Source organism: Bacillus sp. DHT2 (assembly GCF_026241455.1).
In the GTDB taxonomy this organism is placed as follows: Bacteria; Bacillota; Bacilli; order Bacillales; family Bacillaceae_G; genus Bacillus_A; species Bacillus_A pseudomycoides.
Map to the genome: position 1 here is coordinate 55,567 of NZ_JAPHWH010000005.1, position 17,646 is coordinate 73,212.

Sequence of the window (17,646 nt, forward strand, 5' to 3'; positions counted from 1 at the left end):
GTCTCTCTCCCTTATTCTTCTTCTAAAAACCACGCTGAAATTTTTTCTTCCAACTTACGAAGAGCACGCCCGCGGTGACTGATTTCATTTTTCTCATCTGAAGTTAACTCTGCCATCGCTCGTTTGTATTCTTCTACATAAAAGATTGGATCATATCCGAAACCATTTTCACCACGACGTTGCTCTAGAATTTTCCCTTCGCATGTTCCATTTACAATAACCGACTCTTTATTTTCTTCTGGAAAAGCAACCGCTAACGCACAATAAAAACGCGCTGTACGCTTTTCCATCGAAACGCCATCTAATCCTGTTAAAACTTTATCGATATTTGCCTGATCATCTTTTTGCTCACCAGCATAGCGAGCAGAGCGCACACCAGGATTTCCATTCAACGTATCAACAATTAGCCCTGAATCATCCGCAATAACAATTGAATTTAACTGTTTACATAAACTGTCCGCTTTCAAAAGTGCATTTTCTTCAAATGTTTCACCAGTTTCCTCGACTTCTTCAATATTAGGGAAGTCATGAAGAGATTTTACTTCTAAGTCAAATCTCTCAAATAGCTCGGCAAATTCACGTACTTTCCCCATATTTTTCGTTGCTACAACAACATGTTTCATATTTCCCACCTCTACTCTATATGAGATACGATGTCACCTAATGCTTCTTTTTGTTTTTCAATGAGTTGTAAAATCCCATTTTCAGCTGCATCAAGTAATTCATTTAACTCCGCACGGCTAAATGTTGCTTCTTCTCCAGTTCCTTGCACTTCAACAAAATGGCCTTTCCCCGTCATAATAACGTTCATATCAACATCAGCTTGAGAATCTTCTGCATAGTTTAGATCTAAAACTACACCTTGGTCTTCAACAATTCCAACGGATGTTGCAGCTAAATAATCTTTTACTGGAATTTTAGATACTTTTTCTGCTTGTAATAACTTTTCAAATGCTAACACCATCGCGACATAAGCACCCGTAATAGACGCTGTTCGTGTTCCTCCATCTGCCTGGATTACATCACAATCAATCCAAACCGTTCTTTCCCCAAGTGCTTCCAAATCAACAACCGCACGTAATGCTCGTCCAATTAAACGTTGAATTTCCATTGTGCGACCAGTTACTTTCCCTTTACTGGACTCACGAATTGTACGTTGTTCTGTTGCGCGTGGAATCATGGCGTATTCAGCTGTTACCCACCCTTTTCCTTCGCCTCTCATAAATGGTGGCACACGTTCTTCAATCGTTGCCGAACAAATAACCTTTGTATCTCCAACTTCAATTAGTACAGACCCTTCTGGATGTTTTAAATAATTTGTATGAAGATGTATATTGCGTAGTTCTGCCGCTTGTCTACCATCTACTCGCATAAAATAACCCCCTACCTAGTAACTGCTACTTGTTAGTATAGCCCGTTTTAAATTTATGATTATGTATATCAACAGAAGAAGGGGAACTCAAAAAGAAATTCCCCTTTCCTACATAAGTATATCAAATTATTTACGATTAAAAACTACCTGTATTCACGTTTTGCGGACGATCAACAGGTTTTGTTAATTTCTCACCCTTCTCGTTAACAAGATTTGCTTTTCCATTTACTTCAACAGAAACATTTTTCACACCTTGTTTTTCCGTTAAAGATAGAACGAGTGATTGCAGTACATAATTTGAAATCATACTTTTTCCTTTGTTCACATATATATTTTCATTGAAATTCAATGTAACCTTTCCATCTTGCACTGTCGGTTCACTAACGAGCTTTACATCTGGATTAAAATCATTAAGTAAAGCTGAACCCGACGGTCCTTTAACAAGCTCATTCACAACCGTTGCTACTTCATGTTCCTTTCCTTCTGCCACGCGGCGTGTTACTGGCACATAGTACTGTTTTTTATTATTTCGCGCTAGGAAATAAAGTGTAACCGGCTTCGTATTCGTTACATCCGCCACTTGCTCATCATCAAAGTTAATTCCATCCGCACGGCTAACCCCTTCACCAATCGGTGTACCAGCAACCGGCATCGTTTCTAAATTTTTACCGTTCATCTGAAATTTGACTTGCTTAATTTCTTTAAATTGCGTCAATGTCCATGCTACAGATTCCACGATTTGACGCTCTTCTTCTTTTTTATAATTTTTTATTTCCTTTGAGAAATCAACAACTGCTGTCCCATCTTTTTTCACATCAACTGACAGCGTTGTATTCGCTGGAAGAACCGCTTGAAATCCATTTGGCAACATATTTGTTACAGGACCATCCTTCACAAGATATTCCAATGTTTGCTTCACAACTGCATTCCCTTTGGGCGCAGGTAAATCAAATGTTTGCGGTACAACATAACCATTTTTATCAACGAGGTATAAATCATATTTCTTCGTTTGCCCTTGTTTTTCTTTTGTAGCAGTCTCTTTCTTCTCACCATCTGTATACGTAACTTTTTTCGGTGGATCAATTTGTTCCGTTTCTTTCTCCTGATTTAACAAACCGCATCCTGATAATAAAGCTGCGCTTACTGTAACACAAACAAGCCATTTAAAAGTGGATTTAGGCATACCATTTCCCCCTAAAATCTAAGTTTGTACTATATGTATACGAGCTCTTTATCATTTTAGAACAAGCAATAACAACTTATCTTACAATTTACTAAACAAAAAAACTCCTGATTTCTCAGAAGTTTTTTATACAAATCTATTATTAACTTGTTTACAAATTAATATGTTTTACATTTTCAATCGGCTGTCCAAACCATTTAGAAGCAATTTCTTTGAATAAATCTATTTTTCCTGTGGTTAAGAAAAGATGGTCGCTTTGTTCTTCCCCTTCATTTAACATTTTACTATGATATAGTATCGTACTTACTTCACGAGCTGTTTCATCCCCAGAACTAATTAACTGCACCTTATCTCCCATTACTCGCTTAATAACTGGGCCTAGAATCGGATAATGTGTACATCCTAAAATCAGCGTATCAATTTCAGTATTTTTCAGTGGTTGCAACGTTTCTCTAACAACCTCATACGCCATCTCACTCTCAAAGTTTCCACTTTCAACAAGTTCAACAAATGGCGGACACGCTAAGCTTTCTACCATAACGCGGTTATTAATGGACTTTAACGCATCTTCATACGCACCACTTTTCACCGTTCCAATTGTTCCAATAATACCAACATGGTACGTATTCGTCACTTTTAAAGCTGTACGCGAACCAGGATGAATCACACCCACTACTGGAATTTTTAATTGTTTTTGCATCTCTTCAAGTACAACCGCAGTTGCAGTATTACAAGCAATAACTAGCATTTTAATATCAAGTGCTAATAAATACTCTGTCATTTCCCATGTGAATTGACGCACTTCCTCGCGAGAACGCGGGCCATAAGGACAACGTGCTGTATCTCCTAAATATATAATACGCTCTTTTGGCAGCTGACGAATTAACTCTTTCGCTACCGTTAATCCCCCTACTCCCGAATCAATGACACCAATTGCTCTATTCAACATAATCACCCGTTTTCTCATTCATCATCTTATTTTTTTGCATATCATTATATCTTACATACTTTAGATTTTTACAGATCCAAAATATACCTGTTAATAGATTTCCAAATATGTACCTGTATAGACCAGGACTTTTTTATTTTGCTCCTTTTCTTCGCAATTTGCAAGACAGAAAAATAGCCGACCTTTTATAAAAAGTCGGCTTCACCTATTATAATTCGAGTTCCCCCATACGAAGAAGCTCAACAACCGCTTGCGAACGTCCTTTAACCCCTAGCTTTTGCATTGCATTTGATATGTGGTTGCGTACAGTTTTTTCACTAATAAATAGTTCACTTGCAATTTCTTTCGTCGTTTTATCTTGAACCAATAATTCAAAGACTTCTCTCTCTCTCTTTGTGAGTAACGGTTTAGATTGATATGCTTTTTCCTTCAACTGGTATAACCCTCCTTGCTTAAGCCAGAGCTGTATATGTGTAAGTTGGGTGTTTATTTAGTCAAGATATTGTATGAACAAAATGTGCAGGTGGTGAATGAAAATGGGCTAATTTCGGCACGTTATTTATGATTTATATATATGTAAGAACTTCCAAAAAATCTTTTTCAAACAATAATCGCTATTCATCAAAAAAATTATTAAATAATAAGCGCGAAAATCCCCAAACTCCATTTATTACCTCTTTCTTTTCAGAAAGATTCATCAATAAACAGCCAATACTACCAAACAGGGATGTATGTGTTCATACCAATCCGCTTTGCACGCAAAATTTTATGTATTGGTGGTGTCATTATGTTTTCGGCCTTCAAACGATTTTTAATCGGTAGACCACTTAAGTCAACAGCACTCGGGGAACAAAAATTAAATAAACTAAAGGCACTCGCGATCCTTTCTTCTGACGCCCTTTCTTCTGTCGCTTACGGAACAGAACAAATTTTAATTGTATTAGCTGCATTTGGAGCGATTGCTTTCTGGTATTCCATCCCGATCGCAATTGGCGTTTTAATCTTATTGACAGCGCTCATTTTATCATACCGACAAATTATTTTTTCTTATCCGCATGGCGGAGGTGCTTATGTTGTTTCCAAAACAAACTTAGGCACAAATGCTGGGCTTATTGCAGGAGGATCATTACTTGTTGATTATATCCTTACTGTAGCTGTAAGTGTTTCAGCTGGAACCGATGCTATTACATCTGCTTTTCCGGCTTTGCACACATACACCGTTCCAATCGCGGTCATACTTGTTTTATTTATTACAATTTTGAATCTAAGAGGCGTAACGGAGTCAGCATCGATTCTAGCTTATCCTGTCTATCTCTTTGCCTTTGCACTTGTTATTTTAATTATTGCTGGTGTTTTTAAAATTTTTTCTGGGCAAGCTCCCGCTCATTTACATACACCGATTGGAACAGTCGTGCCTGGCATTACACTCTTCTTCTTGTTGAAGGCTTTTTCATCTGGTTGTTCCGCTTTAACAGGGGTAGAAGCAATTTCCAATGCAATTCCAAATTTTAAAGAACCGGCTGCAAAAAATGCAGCAAAAACATTAGTTATCATGGGGACGATTCTTGCTATTTTATTTACGGGTATTACATTTTTAGCCTATTGGTATGGAATTGCTCCGAAACATAATGACACTGTCGTGTCCCAAATTGCTTCAAATATATTTGGAAGGAATTTTGTATACTACTTTATTCAAGGAACAACTGCGCTTATTTTAGTACTAGCTGCAAACACAGGTTTTTCAGCATTTCCACTTTTAGCATTTAATTTAGCATCAGATAAATATATGCCGCGTATGTATTTAATGCGTGGAGATCGCTTAGGGTATTCAAATGGAATCATTACGTTAGGTATTAGTTCCATGCTTTTAATCGTTGCATTCCAAGGTAAAACCGAACAATTAATCCCGTTGTATGCTGTCGGGGTATTCATTCCTTTTACATTGTCACAAACAGGTATGATTATAAAATGGTTACGAGAAAAGCCAAAAGGATGGATGCCTAAGTTACTAACAAACTTATTAGGCGCTCTTATTTCATTAACTGTGCTTCTCATTTTTTTCATTACAAAATTTGCGCAAGTATGGTCCATTCTTATCTTTTTACCTATCATTGTTTTCATCTTTCATCGCATCCACAATCACTATGTTGCAGTAGGAGAACAGTTGCGCATCAATTTTAATGAAATTCCTGAAAAAGTAACTGGTAACGTCGTAATTGTTCCCATCGCTGGTATTACAAAAGTAGTCGAACAATCCATCAATTACGCAGAAACAATTAGCGATCAAGTTATCGCTGTGTATGTAGCTTTTGATAAAGAAAGCGAACTACGTATGCAGGAAAAATGGAAAGAATGGCAACCGAATATTCGTCTCGTTACCTTTATCTCATCTTACCGAAGCTTAATGCGTCCTATCGCAAAATTAATTACAATTATTCAGCATAAGGCGCAAGAAAAGAATCGTTTCGTTACCGTTTTAATTCCGCAATTTATTACAAAAAAGAACTGGCATAACTTTTTACACAACCAATCGAGTGTATTACTACGTGTCTATCTTCTATATAAGAAAAATGTTATAGTCACAACGGTTCCTTACCGTTTCCGAAAATAAAAGCAATATACACATAAAAGAAAGGAGGCTATCCTCTCCTTTCTTTTATGTGTACAACTGCCTTACAAAACTGTAATCTTCTTTCAGAAAAATGTAATATAATTCGATAGTTTACATATTCTTTTCCATGTAAGATAAAAGTATAAAGAATCACCAATACATAAAAGAAACAAAATGGTGATTAAAAAGGAGAGGGGTTTATAATGGAAAAAAAGTTACGTAGATCTGAAACTGATAAAGTTTTATTTGGTGTATGCGGTGGTTTAGGAGAATATTTTGATATAAGCGTTAGTATGATTCGCATACTTTGGGTTATTGCGATTCTATGCTTCGGAACAGGTTTTTTAGTCTATCTTGTTTGTTTGTTGCTTATGCCACGTTCTTACTAAAAAGGCACCGGTGCCCAATCGGTGCCTTTCTTTCATCTTGTCACTTTTTGATAGAGCATACTTTCTTTTTGTGTTAACAAATACTTATTTGCTAAAATAAGAAACACACTAGAAGTCCATGTAAACGCTAAATCACGCAATCCTTGCCCGGTTTGTACATGAAAATTTTCAGCCATCCCACTTTTATTTGCCATCCTACAAAAACGAACAGCAATATCCTTTGCAAATTCATTTTTGCCAACTGCTTGTAAAGCCTCAGTCATAATAAATGTTGTCGGTGCCCAAATTGGCCCGCGCCAATATCCATCATCACGATAATATGGACTCCTTATACTCTCTGTTGCAAAACCATACTTTGTCAAAAAGTGATTTTCTTTTTTCAATTCTGCAAGTAAGCTTTCAATGATTTCTTCAGGTAACCTTTTTCCTAAAATGAGAGGAATATATAACACAAGACTATCTGATACTTCATATGAATGATTCCCAGATTGCGGGGCAATAAAACGCTTTTCTCTCCAACAATGTTGAATCATACGATTGAGCGTTGTATTTGCTCGCGCTTCCCATCGCTTTGCTTCTTCTTCAAATCCAAGCTTCTCTGCGATCTCCGATAATACCTCCATTTGTAAAATAAGAAATGAGCTTAAGTCCGGACTCTCAATAGGGGCACCACGGTGAAAAATCGTACTATTATCCCAACCGCTATCATTCCCATGATTATATTGAGGAACCCCATCCCCATCATCATCTCGATATGTAAACCACCAATCCGTCCATTTGCATAACGGTTCATACACTTCTTGTAAATGCTCTTCTGTTATAAAATCTGTATGTTCCATCATCCATTTCAGCGTCCACCCATGAATAGGTGGTTTACAGCAATTCCATAGCCCACTTTTATCGTTAATATAATCCGGTAATACACCGCACTCATCTTGCTTATCAAAAAAAATCATAAATTGATCCCACGCCACTGTCGGCTGATGCATCGCTAATGCCATCGCATTAAAACAATGATCCCAACTCCATATATTTGTCATCCAGTTTTTTGACATATACATCGCTTTTCTCGGTAAATACCCTTCCGCTTCTACCATACAAGACCATGTAATATAAGCCGCTAACTCTCTTCCTTTCAATAAGTCTTTCGGGACAGCCAATGTATGACGTAACCAATTTACAAAATCCGCTTCAGCAGCATCCACCGCCTCCGCGAATGTCTTAGTCTCCTTCGGCTTCTGCAATACTGTTTTGTATTCCGTTAGTTCCACATCAATCCCTGATTCTTCATCTTGCGCATAAATATCAACAATAATATGTTTACAACGAAGTTCTTCAAACGGGGCATCCATATGCATAACCCCTTCTATAGCAGATAAATGAAATCTCATTTCTTTTGAAAAGCTATTAATTTCCCATCCACCTTGTGCACTTGGAATACAGTAATCATACGAACTTGTAATCCCAATAAAACGTAGCTGCAATCGATCCGAATAAAAACGAATTGTATCAGAATGAGAGAAACAAATCTTCACATCACCTTCTACAGTTTGGAGCGTTAGTAAAGATGGCGACATCTTTGTTTCACACGGTAAAACCTCTCCTTTCCGATTTAATACCTCTATTTTAAACACTTCACCAAAATCGTCGTCACCACCGCGAATGTTTCGAATCAATAATCCGTTATCATAGTTTAAAGAAATAACTAAAAAAGAACCGTACCGACTAAATGGAACTTGTTGTAAATCAAACATTTATATCCCCCTAGGAAAGAGCCCTAGCAATAGAAGGGCTCTCTTGTAATTTAAGATTCTTTTACGATCTCAAAAGCTCGTTTATGATCCCCATTAAAAGGAACAATGTACACTTCAAACTGGCACGGCTCCGGCTTCAACTGATACTCCGGAAGCTGAGCTGGCCCACAACTCGCGCTTCCTAAACCATTTTGCTTATAATCTAGATGGAATGTAACAAACTCCCTTTCTTGTAATTCATATAAATGCTCTGCTTTCTCTAAATCTTCTGTCGTGTAAGGCAAGGCGCTAAAATTAAAATCTTGCGTACTATGCGCAACAAATCCAACATGATATTGATCATATAACGAAACCCACTTTACATCTGTTCGATTTCCCGTCTCTTGCGGAAAAACATACGGGAAAAATAAATCTTTTACAGTCATTTCATACAAATCTATTTTGTTGGCTTCTTTACTATCCACATATGATTCTCCTGGTCCACGTCCAAACCAACTTACATTTTGATATTGTTTTGGCAGACGCATTTCGAGCCCAATTCGCGGAAGCATCTCTGGTAAAGTACCGCTTGGATTTAACTTTGTCTCTATTTTCATAGCTCCGCTTCTTTCAATTTCATACGTATAAGTAAAAGCAATTTTCCAATTCACGACAAGCGGGGAAATAAATCCTTTCACAACAACTTCAACATTTCCATTTTCAAGTTGTACAGCTTCTATACTCGCTACGTCATGTTTCACAAGGTGTACATATTGTTCTTTCCATTTTTCAACTACATACATATCATTATCAATTGTTGCCCGCCAAATATTTAATTCAGGCCCTTCTTCCATAAGTGATTGCCCTTTAAAGGTCCAGTCTTTTATACGCCCTGTTACAGGGTGAAAAGAAATTGCAAAACTTTCACCAGCAACACGAATTTCCTCCTTTGTTTCATGTAAAGTTACTGGCTCATATAACTTCGAATCTCTTTTTCTTCTTATCTTTTTCAGAGCTGGAATACAAAATTGTTCCCAAGCTATTTCATGTCCTGCTACTCCCCAATTTGTATCTGCTCCTAATACAATCGATACTGTTACATAGCAATCCTCCTCTGTGTGAAGGGCTATTTCATCTTTAAAGAGCAACTGAATCTCACAACTCTCTTTCGGTAACAAAGGCGGGGCATCTATAGAATCACTCGCAATTACTTTTCCTTCTTTTTTGACAGTCCACTGCACACGATAGCCTTTCAATGAACGAAAATCATATATATTTTGTATCGAAATCCTACCACTTCGTATGTCTATCTCTCCTACTTTAATAGGTTCAATTATTTTCTTATATTGCAACAAAGCTGGCGATGGCGTTCGATCTGGCAAGAGTAGTCCATCAATGCAGAAATTACTATTATGCGGAGTATCTCCAAAGTTACCTCCATATGCAAAGTACTCTTCTCCATTTTCATTCACTTGACGTAATCCGTGATCAATCCATTCCCAAACAAAGCCACCTTGTAATCTTTTATGACTATAAATCGCTTCCCAATATTCTTTTAATCCGCCTGGTCCATTTCCCATCGCATGAGCATACTCACATAAAATATGAGGTTTTTCCCACTTTTCTTCTTCTGCATAACCAATAATCTTTTCGACTGAAGAATACATTGTACTAAAAATATCAGCGACTTTCGTTTCTCGATCCCCTTCGTAATGAATGATTCTTGATTGGTCCAATTCCCTACACTTATTCGCCATTGCAATAAAATTACAACCGAACCCAGATTCATTTCCGAGTGACCACATAATAATTGAAGAATGATTGCGATCTCGACGCACCATACGTTCCACACGATCTACATAAGCATTTTCCCATTCAGGATCATCACTTAATACGTTTGCATTACCAATTAACTCAAATCCATGGCATTCCAAATCAGCCTCATCAATTACATATAAACCATATTCATCGCATAGATCATAAAAACGTGGATCATTCGGATAATGTGCTGTTCGCACCGCATTAATATTATGCTGTTTCATAAGCATTACATCTTGTTTCATTGTTTCATATGTGACATATCTTCCTGTATCCGGGTCGTGATCGTGACGATTCACCCCTTTAAATATAATGGGAATACCATTGACAAGAAGATTTCTATCCTTCATCTCAATCATCCGGAAACCGATCTTCTGTGAAATCACTTCTACAACTTCACTATTTTCGTTTCGAATCGTGAACAATACAATATACAAATACGGGTCTTCTGCGGACCATTTCTGCGGCTTTTTGACAGAAAACGAATGTGTATCATCTATAACCCTTTTCCCCTGTAAGTCCAAATACGATGTATGTTGATCTAATACTTCCCCATTCTTATTACAAAACTTATACTCTAGTACATAATTTTTATTCAGTAATTGTTCGTTGCAAATCTTTGTACTTAGTTGTAATACACCATTTTCATAATTTTCATCAAGCGTTGTACATAACGTCATATCATAAATATGTACAGCAGGTTCATGCACAATGTACACATCACGAAAAATACCACTTAGCCACCACATATCTTGATCTTCTATATATGATCCATCACACCATCTATACACACATACTGTCATCGTATTCTTTCCGGCATGAACAAACGATGTAATCTCAAACTCTGCCGTCAAACGACTTCCTTGGCTATATCCCACTTCTTCTCCATTTATCCATAAATGAAAGGCACTATCCACACCTTCAAATCGAATACGAATACATCCTCCGTTCCAACTTTCTGGTATATAAAATTCATTTTTATAACAACCCACTTGATTTTCAAATGGAACATGGGGTGGCTGAACCGGAAACGGATAATATAAATCGGTATAATGCGGCTTTCCGTATCCTTGCAATTGCCAATGCCCAGGTACATGAATCGTATCCCATTCACTACAATCAAATTCACTTATGAAAAAATTCTCTGGAAGTTGCTTTGGGGATTCTAAGTACAAAAACTTCCACATTCCATTCAGCAATTTGTAATAAGAAGAGCTTTCACGCGTAAAAGATAGAGCCGCTTGTTCAGTTTGAAATGGAATAAAATGTGCTCTTCCCTCCATGCGATTCCGCCCTGTTACTTGAACATTTTCTAAGTCCTCTAACATGTTATATCCCATATCGATCCTCCTTTTTGCATTCACTTTGTCACATCATTTCTACGCTCTATTATTTAAGGCCCGTATGCCCCGACTCTTCCACAATATAGCGTTGTGCGAAAAAGAAGAGTGCAAGAGGTACAATACTAATTAACAATGTCACCGCCATAATCCCTTCCATATCAACGCCAAACATACCTTTAAACTGTGCTAAGCCTAGCGTTAATGTATATTTGCTTTGGTCATTTAAGAAAATAAGCGGTCCTAGATAATCGTTCCAACATCCTAAAATATTAAAAACAGCAACAAGAATTAAAATCGGTTTCATAATCGGTAAATAAATACGGTAGTAAACTTGAAAAGCGTTCGCACCATCCATCCTTGCAGCCTCATCTAGCTCCTTTGGAACAGACATAATAAATTGTCTCATTAAAAAGATAAAAAACGCACCGCCAAACCAAGATGGAATAATTAAAGATTTTAACGTATTAATCCAGCCGAGAGCATTAAATTCCATATAAAGCGGAATCATCGTTACTTCCCACGGAATCATCATCGTCGCTAGCACAATCATGAACAAAATATCCCGTCCTTTAAATTTAAAACGTGCAAAACCGTATGCTACTAAAGAAGATGATATTAACTGTCCGATTGTTGAAAATACTGTTACAACAATTGAATTCCATAAAAAAGTATTAAATGGTTGACTCGTCCACGCCTTTGCAAAATTACTAAATTTAAACTCAGATGGAATCCACTTTGGTGGATATAAATATAATTCTTCTGGTGATTTCACAGATGTTGTAATCATCCAAAAGAAGGGCAATAAAAATAAAATGGAAAAACCTATTAATAGTGCGTACACTACAACTCGATGTATGCGCTTCTTCGTTCTCACACTGCATCCTCCTTATTCATTTTCTACTTTGACTTCATCTCATTTTCGTAATAAACCCACGCTGCTGATGATTTAAAAACAAGTAATGTTAACCCTAAAATGATTAAAAACATAAACCAAGCATTCGCTGATGAGTAGCCCATTTTAAAATACTTAAATGCATTTTCATATACATACATCGCGTAAAAATAGGTGGACTTTAATGGACCTCCGCCGGTTAATACAAGTGCTAATGTTAATTGTTGAAACGCACCGATAATTGTTGTAATTAAATTAAATAAAATCGTCGGCGTTAACATCGGCAATGTAATTTTGAAAAATTGTTGCACTTTTCCAGCTCCATCAATGGAAGCAGCCTCATACAAGTTTTGCGGGATATTTTTCAATCCTGCTAAAAAAATGAGCATAAGCGTACCTTGTCCCCATAAACTAGCAATTACCATCGCAATTAGCGACCAGTTCGGATCACTTAACCAATTTGGTCCTTTTATACCAACAAGCGATAGAAAATAATTCAAAATACCATACTCTCCGTTATACACCCATGCCCAAATCATCGCTAAAGCCACACCAGAAATAACGCTTGGCAAATAGAAAAATGTTCGAAAAAACGCATATCCTTTTACCTTTTGATTTAGCAAAATCGCTAAAAATAGGGCAATAATTAAATTAAATGGAACAAATAATGCTGCAAATTTCACCGTAACCCATAACGAGTCCCAAAACATCGGGTCATTTAGAAACATATCTTGATAGTTTTTTAGTCCAACAAATTGAACTTCTCCAATAAGCGGCCAGTCAAAAAAACTAATAAATAATGAAAATAAAAGAGGACCAAGGGTAAATGCTACAAAGCCAAATACCCATGGAAATATAAATGCATAAGGAACGAGTTTCTCCCATTTCATTTTCTTTTTCCTAATGGCTATATTCGTTTCACTTTCTATAGATACTCCATATTTCAACATCCACACCTCTTTGCTTTTACAATTATTTATCCATATATTTCTCTGAATCTTGAACAGCTTTATTTAATAATTGCTCTGGATCTTGCCCAAGCATAATTGCATTTATTGCCGCTGATAAATTCCGGTTTACTTCATCCCATTTTGGGTTAAGTAAAAATGCTGGTGTATTTGTTGAACGTTCTAGCATTGTGTAGAACGGTTTAACATTCGCATCTTCCTCTTTCTTCAATTCTTTTACAACACTAATTCGAACTGGCAAATCAGAAGTTCGCATTTTAATTGCTTCTGGTGAAGAATAAAACTTAACAAACTCCCAAGCTAACTCTTTATGCTTTGCATCTTTTGCAATTGAAACAGCTGATGTACCAACAAGTCCCTTCACTGGTTTCCCTTTAAATGCAGGAGGTTCTACTGTACCAAAATCAATTTTTGCATCTTTAAATCCTTCTAATGGCCAAATTCCACTCTCCCACATCGCTAACTTCCCAGCTTTAAAAATATCATCACCGCTCTGTTGATTTTTTCCACCTACTAATACAGCCGTTTTATCCTTTAGCATACTTTGGAAAGATTTCATAACTTCAATTGTTTCTGGACTGTTCATATGTCCTTTTATTTGTTTTCCATCTTCACTTACAAAACTACTACCGTTACTCCAAATAAACCCTTGTAAATCATACGTATCTGGTTCAGGTCGTAAAGCAAAGCCATATTGTTTATTGCTTGCATCTGTTAACTTTTTCGCAGTGCCTACAAACTCATCCCAAGTCCATCCATCTTTCGGGTATGGAATATTCGCTTTATCAAATAACTTTTTATTGTAATATATAACCCGCGTTGTAAACCCTGCTGGCATACCATATAATTTCCCGTCAATACTAGAGTAGTTAAATAGCCCTTGATAAAAGTCATCTAATTTCATATCTGGATCTTTCTTTGCCAGTTCATCTAAAGGCTCAAGAGATTTATAGTAAGCTGGGAAATTCCACATATACATAACATCCGGTGGGTTTTTCGCCCCGAAAGATGCTGCGAGCTTTTGATCAAAACCATCACCATAAGCCTCCACCTGTACTTTTACTCCCGGATTCTTCTCTTCAAATTTCTTTGCAATTTGCTGCTGAATCTTTAAATTCTTTCCAGCATCCCAAGTTGCAAATCGCAAAACTGTTCCATCATTTGATGTTTGTTTCTTTTCATCATCCTTTGATGATTTTTTACTTGTAGTCTCATTTGAGCTACAACCAGCTAAAAAAACAATAAGTACGAGCATAAAACTAAGACATACATGTACCATTTTTCTCACTGCACACACTCCCCTTCTCCAAAAAGCTTTTTTATTTCTGATTTTTCAGAATAAATAATTCAACCGCTTTCATTTTACCTTTTATGAAAGCGGTTAAAAACATCGATTTGTTCGATTTTTGTTATCAAATTGTTCGTTCAATAAAAGTATGGTGTCAATTTGTTTTATATAAAGTTTCACATTGTTTGTCTCGATATTCTGATGGCGTTGTTCCTGTACACTTTTTAAACCATTTACTAAAATATTTACTATTTGAAATACCAATATGCTCCGCTACCTCTTGAATCGTAAGTGAGGTTGTTTGAAGCATTTGCATGGCAAGTTCAAGTTTTCTTCGTTCTGTAAAAGAATGAAAACTTTCACCTATTATCTTTTTAAAAAGCATACTAAAATGGCTCCTGCTTAACCCCACCATCTCTGCCACTTCTGAAACAACAATTGGCTCTGATAAATGATTCATTGTATACAAAATAGCCTCTTTAATTGTTTTTGGCCAATTGTTAATCGTTACTTTATACTTAATCTCAAGTTCTGCAAATTGCTTCATCGATTTAACCGAATCGATCCATTGCTCTATACTGAACAGCTCCCCTGATGTAATCCAATATAGCTCTTCGTATGTACTCTTTACATCCATAAACATTTGCTCCATCATTTCCTTATAGTTTTCATTAAGAAATAAGAAACATTGCTCCTTTCCACATAAGATCTTCACATGTGGACTTGGTATCTTTTGATCAATATCTTGTAATATGAGATGTAATCTCGATTCCGATCTTATAAAACAAGCATAATACCCATCGTTCATCCATTTCCATTCATTACGAAATAAATCCACAAGTACTTCTTGAAACTGATTTTGAAAACCACATAACCATTGAAAAAAATCTTCGTAAAAGAGGAATTTTTGCTGTTCAATCCCTTCCGCTTCCCTATGAATCATTAACTCTTTTTGAAATGCTCGTAAATATTGATCCAGCTCCTCATCATGAAACGATGTTTTCAATAAATAACCTGAAACCCCCAGTTTAATTCCTTCTTGCGCATATTCAAAATCACGATGACAACTTAATAATAATACCTTTGTTTTCGGAGCATGTTGTTTAATCTTTTTCACAAACTCAATTCCATTTACAACAGGCATAACAATATCTGTAATAACCACTTCTGGCTCATGCTGTACAAACTCCTCCCATCCTCTCTCACCATTTGGCACATCCGCTACTACTTCCATATTATACGCCGACCAATCTACCGCCATCTTCAATCCCCTTCGAACAATCGTCTCGTCATCCGCAATGAGCACTTTAATACGTTTCACTTCTGTATCCCTCCCTTTGGCCAAAGAATCTGAACTATAGTTCCTTTCTTTTCTTCTGATTGAATCGTTAATCCGTACTCTAGCCCAAAATGTAATTTGAATTTTTGATCGATATTATATAATCCAAGCCCCCCTCTTTGTTCTGCAGACGGCTCTTGTAATAAATCCCGTTTCCGCCTATCAGAAATACCACGACCATCATCGGTAATATGTATACATAAGTCACCATTATCCTTTTCAAATGCAGATAATGTAATAGCTCCATGTCCATCGTCGAAAGCATGAAAAAATATGTTTTCAAATATAGGCTGAAGCGACATTCTTGGAATATGTTCCCCTTTCATAGAAGACGAGACATTTTGCGTATAAGAAAAATGATTTCCAAATCGAATCTCCTGTACCTTTAAATAGTGCTCAATAATGGTTAGTTCACTTTGGAGTGTGACAAGATCATTCGCAAAATTTAAATTCCCTTCTAACACAGCAACAAGATGATAAATCATTTCACTTACATCACTTGCCCCCTGAAGCTTTGCTTTCCATTGAATAGAATTTAATGTATTAAATAGCAAGTGCGGATTAATTTGATAATGAATTGCCTTGAGCTCAGCTTCTTTTTTCAACTTTTCTTTCTGATATATTTCTTCTACTAATGATTTAATTTTAACAACCATTTTATTAAAATTCACAGTTAAACTCCCTACTTCATCTTGTGAATTTACTGGTATATTTGTATAAAAATCTCCTTTACTTACTTGAGATATTGCATGATCCAAATTCGTGATATTTTCCGTTAACTTAGCCGAGATTAAAAATGCCAGCATAAAAGCTAAGCACAGTGATACAACAATTCCAATTAATGTAACAAACAAAATAATTGTAGAAGATTGATAAAATTCTTTTTCTGGAATAATAATTTCTAGACTCCATTTATTTGATGGAATTGGCTTTTCCCAAATGATATCATCCTTGTTTTTTTTATAATTTTCATCCGTCGTATAAATCACCTGTTTTTTTTCATCACGAATGGTAATCAATGCATGCAAATCTGTTTCTAATGAATCAATAAACTTAAATAAATCCGTCGCATCTGTTTCCACTAATATTCGGCTATCTTTCAAGCTACCGAATGATGTTTTAACTGGAACAAGTAATCCAATTACTTTGCTTTTATCAAGTGCAGAGTAATGATTCGGAACATAGATCCCATTCCAATACCCTTGTGATAAATTCCCTTGTTCTTCCCAAAATTTTTCTTGTTTTAGTTTCTGCACATCTAAATACCGATCTCCATAATAATAACCGCTAGGTGTAATTAAAAAGATCCCCTTCGTTTGTGCTGTTTTATGCGCTTCTAAAAACCTTTCAAAATTTTTCTCAATAATAAATTCCGAATACGATTTCGGTGCTTCTTTTTTTAAAACAATTAATGTCGGGTCTGATAAATATTCTTGAATATCACTAGCAATTAAATGCATATGGCTTAATGTTAATTCAATTTGAGTTTGAAGCTGCGATATAGCAAACTTTCCATAATCCCCAAACTGTTCATTTACAAGATTGGATGACTTTTCATATGACATCCAACTAAACAACATGAGCGGAATAAGTGCGACCACTAAAAAACATGTTAATAACTTTAAACGAAGGCTTGTTCGAATTTGTTGCACCAATCTCCATAATCTAAATTTCGTCATTCGCCTCATCCCTTATCCTACTCAGTTTATTTTTCAGAATATTCCAACTTAACTGTATTTTATCAAAAATACAGTTAAAATC

Annotated in this window: 14 protein-coding genes; 2 read left to right on the forward strand and 12 right to left on the reverse strand. The window is 36.2% G+C overall.

Going from position 1 to position 17,646, the window contains the following annotated elements:
• Positions 1 to 11 precede the first annotated feature (11 nt).
• The 5 genes from ORL93_RS13760 to gerE form a co-directional block, all read right to left on the reverse strand.
• Positions 12 to 623 (reverse strand): XTP/dITP diphosphatase, encoded by a 612-nt coding sequence (locus ORL93_RS13760; RefSeq protein WP_018781674.1) that lies wholly within the window; start codon positions 621 to 623, stop codon positions 12 to 14.
• A gap of 11 nt (positions 624 to 634) precedes the next feature.
• Positions 635 to 1,372, reverse strand: a complete 738-nt coding sequence (gene rph / locus ORL93_RS13765; protein WP_003200759.1) for a ribonuclease PH — start codon at positions 1,370 to 1,372, stop codon at positions 635 to 637.
• 136 nt (positions 1,373 to 1,508) lie between these two features.
• Positions 1,509 to 2,555 (reverse strand): GerMN domain-containing protein, encoded by a 1,047-nt coding sequence (locus ORL93_RS13770; RefSeq protein WP_097795379.1) that lies wholly within the window; start codon positions 2,553 to 2,555, stop codon positions 1,509 to 1,511.
• 151 nt (positions 2,556 to 2,706) lie between these two features.
• Complete coding sequence (racE, locus tag ORL93_RS13775; RefSeq protein WP_003208646.1) at positions 2,707 to 3,522, reverse strand: glutamate racemase; 816 nt, start codon at positions 3,520 to 3,522, stop codon at positions 2,707 to 2,709.
• Between the two features lie 190 nt (positions 3,523 to 3,712).
• Positions 3,713 to 3,937, reverse strand: coding sequence for a spore germination transcription factor GerE (gerE, locus tag ORL93_RS13780; RefSeq protein ID WP_000659494.1), 225 nt, complete (start codon positions 3,935 to 3,937; stop codon positions 3,713 to 3,715).
• Between the two features lie 354 nt (positions 3,938 to 4,291).
• Between gerE and ORL93_RS13785 the strand changes: the two genes are divergently transcribed.
• Together ORL93_RS13785 and ORL93_RS13790 are read left to right on the forward strand one after the other, a co-directional pair.
• The gene (locus ORL93_RS13785; protein ID WP_098160679.1) at positions 4,292 to 6,115 is read left to right on the forward strand and encodes an APC family permease; all 1,824 of its coding nucleotides are present in this window, start codon (positions 4,292 to 4,294) and stop codon (positions 6,113 to 6,115) included.
• Positions 6,116 to 6,318: 203 nt separating this feature from the next.
• Positions 6,319 to 6,504, forward strand: coding sequence for a PspC domain-containing protein (locus tag ORL93_RS13790; protein ID WP_003200751.1), 186 nt, complete (start codon positions 6,319 to 6,321; stop codon positions 6,502 to 6,504).
• Between the two features lie 32 nt (positions 6,505 to 6,536).
• Here ORL93_RS13790 and ORL93_RS13795 read toward each other — a convergent pair whose 3' ends face one another.
• The 7 genes from ORL93_RS13795 to ORL93_RS13825 all read right to left on the reverse strand — a co-directional run bounded on the left by ORL93_RS13795 (position 6,537) and on the right by ORL93_RS13825 (position 17,573).
• On the reverse strand, positions 6,537 to 8,258 hold the full coding sequence (locus tag ORL93_RS13795) for an amylo-alpha-1,6-glucosidase (RefSeq protein WP_097795378.1): 1,722 nt from the start codon (positions 8,256 to 8,258) through the stop codon (positions 6,537 to 6,539).
• A gap of 50 nt (positions 8,259 to 8,308) precedes the next feature.
• Positions 8,309 to 11,395 (reverse strand): beta-galactosidase, LacZ type, encoded by a 3,087-nt coding sequence (gene lacZ, locus ORL93_RS13800; RefSeq protein ID WP_265959140.1) that lies wholly within the window; start codon positions 11,393 to 11,395, stop codon positions 8,309 to 8,311.
• A 49-nt stretch (positions 11,396 to 11,444) separates the two neighbouring features.
• The gene (locus tag ORL93_RS13805; protein WP_255262490.1) at positions 11,445 to 12,272 is read right to left on the reverse strand and encodes a carbohydrate ABC transporter permease; all 828 of its coding nucleotides are present in this window, start codon (positions 12,270 to 12,272) and stop codon (positions 11,445 to 11,447) included.
• Positions 12,273 to 12,295: 23 nt separating this feature from the next.
• The gene (locus tag ORL93_RS13810; protein WP_018764406.1) at positions 12,296 to 13,240 is read right to left on the reverse strand and encodes a carbohydrate ABC transporter permease; all 945 of its coding nucleotides are present in this window, start codon (positions 13,238 to 13,240) and stop codon (positions 12,296 to 12,298) included.
• A 22-nt stretch (positions 13,241 to 13,262) separates the two neighbouring features.
• On the reverse strand, positions 13,263 to 14,513 hold the full coding sequence (locus ORL93_RS13815) for an ABC transporter substrate-binding protein (RefSeq protein WP_097795394.1): 1,251 nt from the start codon (positions 14,511 to 14,513) through the stop codon (positions 13,263 to 13,265).
• 187 nt (positions 14,514 to 14,700) lie between these two features.
• Positions 14,701 to 15,867 carry a response regulator transcription factor gene (locus ORL93_RS13820; RefSeq protein WP_097795376.1) on the reverse strand — a complete coding sequence of 389 codons (1,167 nt, stop codon included), beginning with the start codon at positions 15,865 to 15,867 and terminating at the stop codon, positions 14,701 to 14,703.
• Positions 15,864 to 17,573: a sensor histidine kinase gene (locus ORL93_RS13825; RefSeq protein WP_050780586.1), complete on the reverse strand. Its 1,710-nt coding sequence runs from the start codon at positions 17,571 to 17,573 to the stop codon at positions 15,864 to 15,866. The genes ORL93_RS13820 and ORL93_RS13825 overlap by 4 nt, the downstream gene beginning before the upstream one ends.
• Positions 17,574 to 17,646 lie beyond the last annotated feature (73 nt).

Bases quoted from the DNA above. Each gene is read 5' to 3' on its own strand.
- ORL93_RS13760 (WP_018781674.1), bottom strand. From the start codon at position 623: ATGAAACATGTTGTTGTAGCAACGAAAAATATGGGGAAAGTACGTGAA.
- rph (WP_003200759.1), bottom strand. From the start codon at position 1,372: ATGCGAGTAGATGGTAGACAAGCGGCAGAACTACGCAATATACATCTT.
- ORL93_RS13770 (WP_097795379.1), bottom strand. From the start codon at position 2,555: ATGCCTAAATCCACTTTTAAATGGCTTGTTTGTGTTACAGTAAGCGCA.
- racE (WP_003208646.1), bottom strand. From the start codon at position 3,522: ATGAGAAAACGGGTGATTATGTTGAATAGAGCAATTGGTGTCATTGAT.
- ORL93_RS13785 (WP_098160679.1), top strand. From the start codon at position 4,292: ATGTTTTCGGCCTTCAAACGATTTTTAATCGGTAGACCACTTAAGTCA.
- ORL93_RS13790 (WP_003200751.1), top strand. From the start codon at position 6,319: ATGGAAAAAAAGTTACGTAGATCTGAAACTGATAAAGTTTTATTTGGT.
- ORL93_RS13795 (WP_097795378.1), bottom strand. From the start codon at position 8,258: ATGTTTGATTTACAACAAGTTCCATTTAGTCGGTACGGTTCTTTTTTA.
- lacZ (WP_265959140.1), bottom strand. From the start codon at position 11,395: ATGGGATATAACATGTTAGAGGACTTAGAAAATGTTCAAGTAACAGGG.
- ORL93_RS13810 (WP_018764406.1), bottom strand. From the start codon at position 13,240: ATGTTGAAATATGGAGTATCTATAGAAAGTGAAACGAATATAGCCATT.
- ORL93_RS13815 (WP_097795394.1), bottom strand. From the start codon at position 14,513: ATGCTCGTACTTATTGTTTTTTTAGCTGGTTGTAGCTCAAATGAGACT.
- ORL93_RS13825 (WP_050780586.1), bottom strand. From the start codon at position 17,573: ATGAGGCGAATGACGAAATTTAGATTATGGAGATTGGTGCAACAAATT.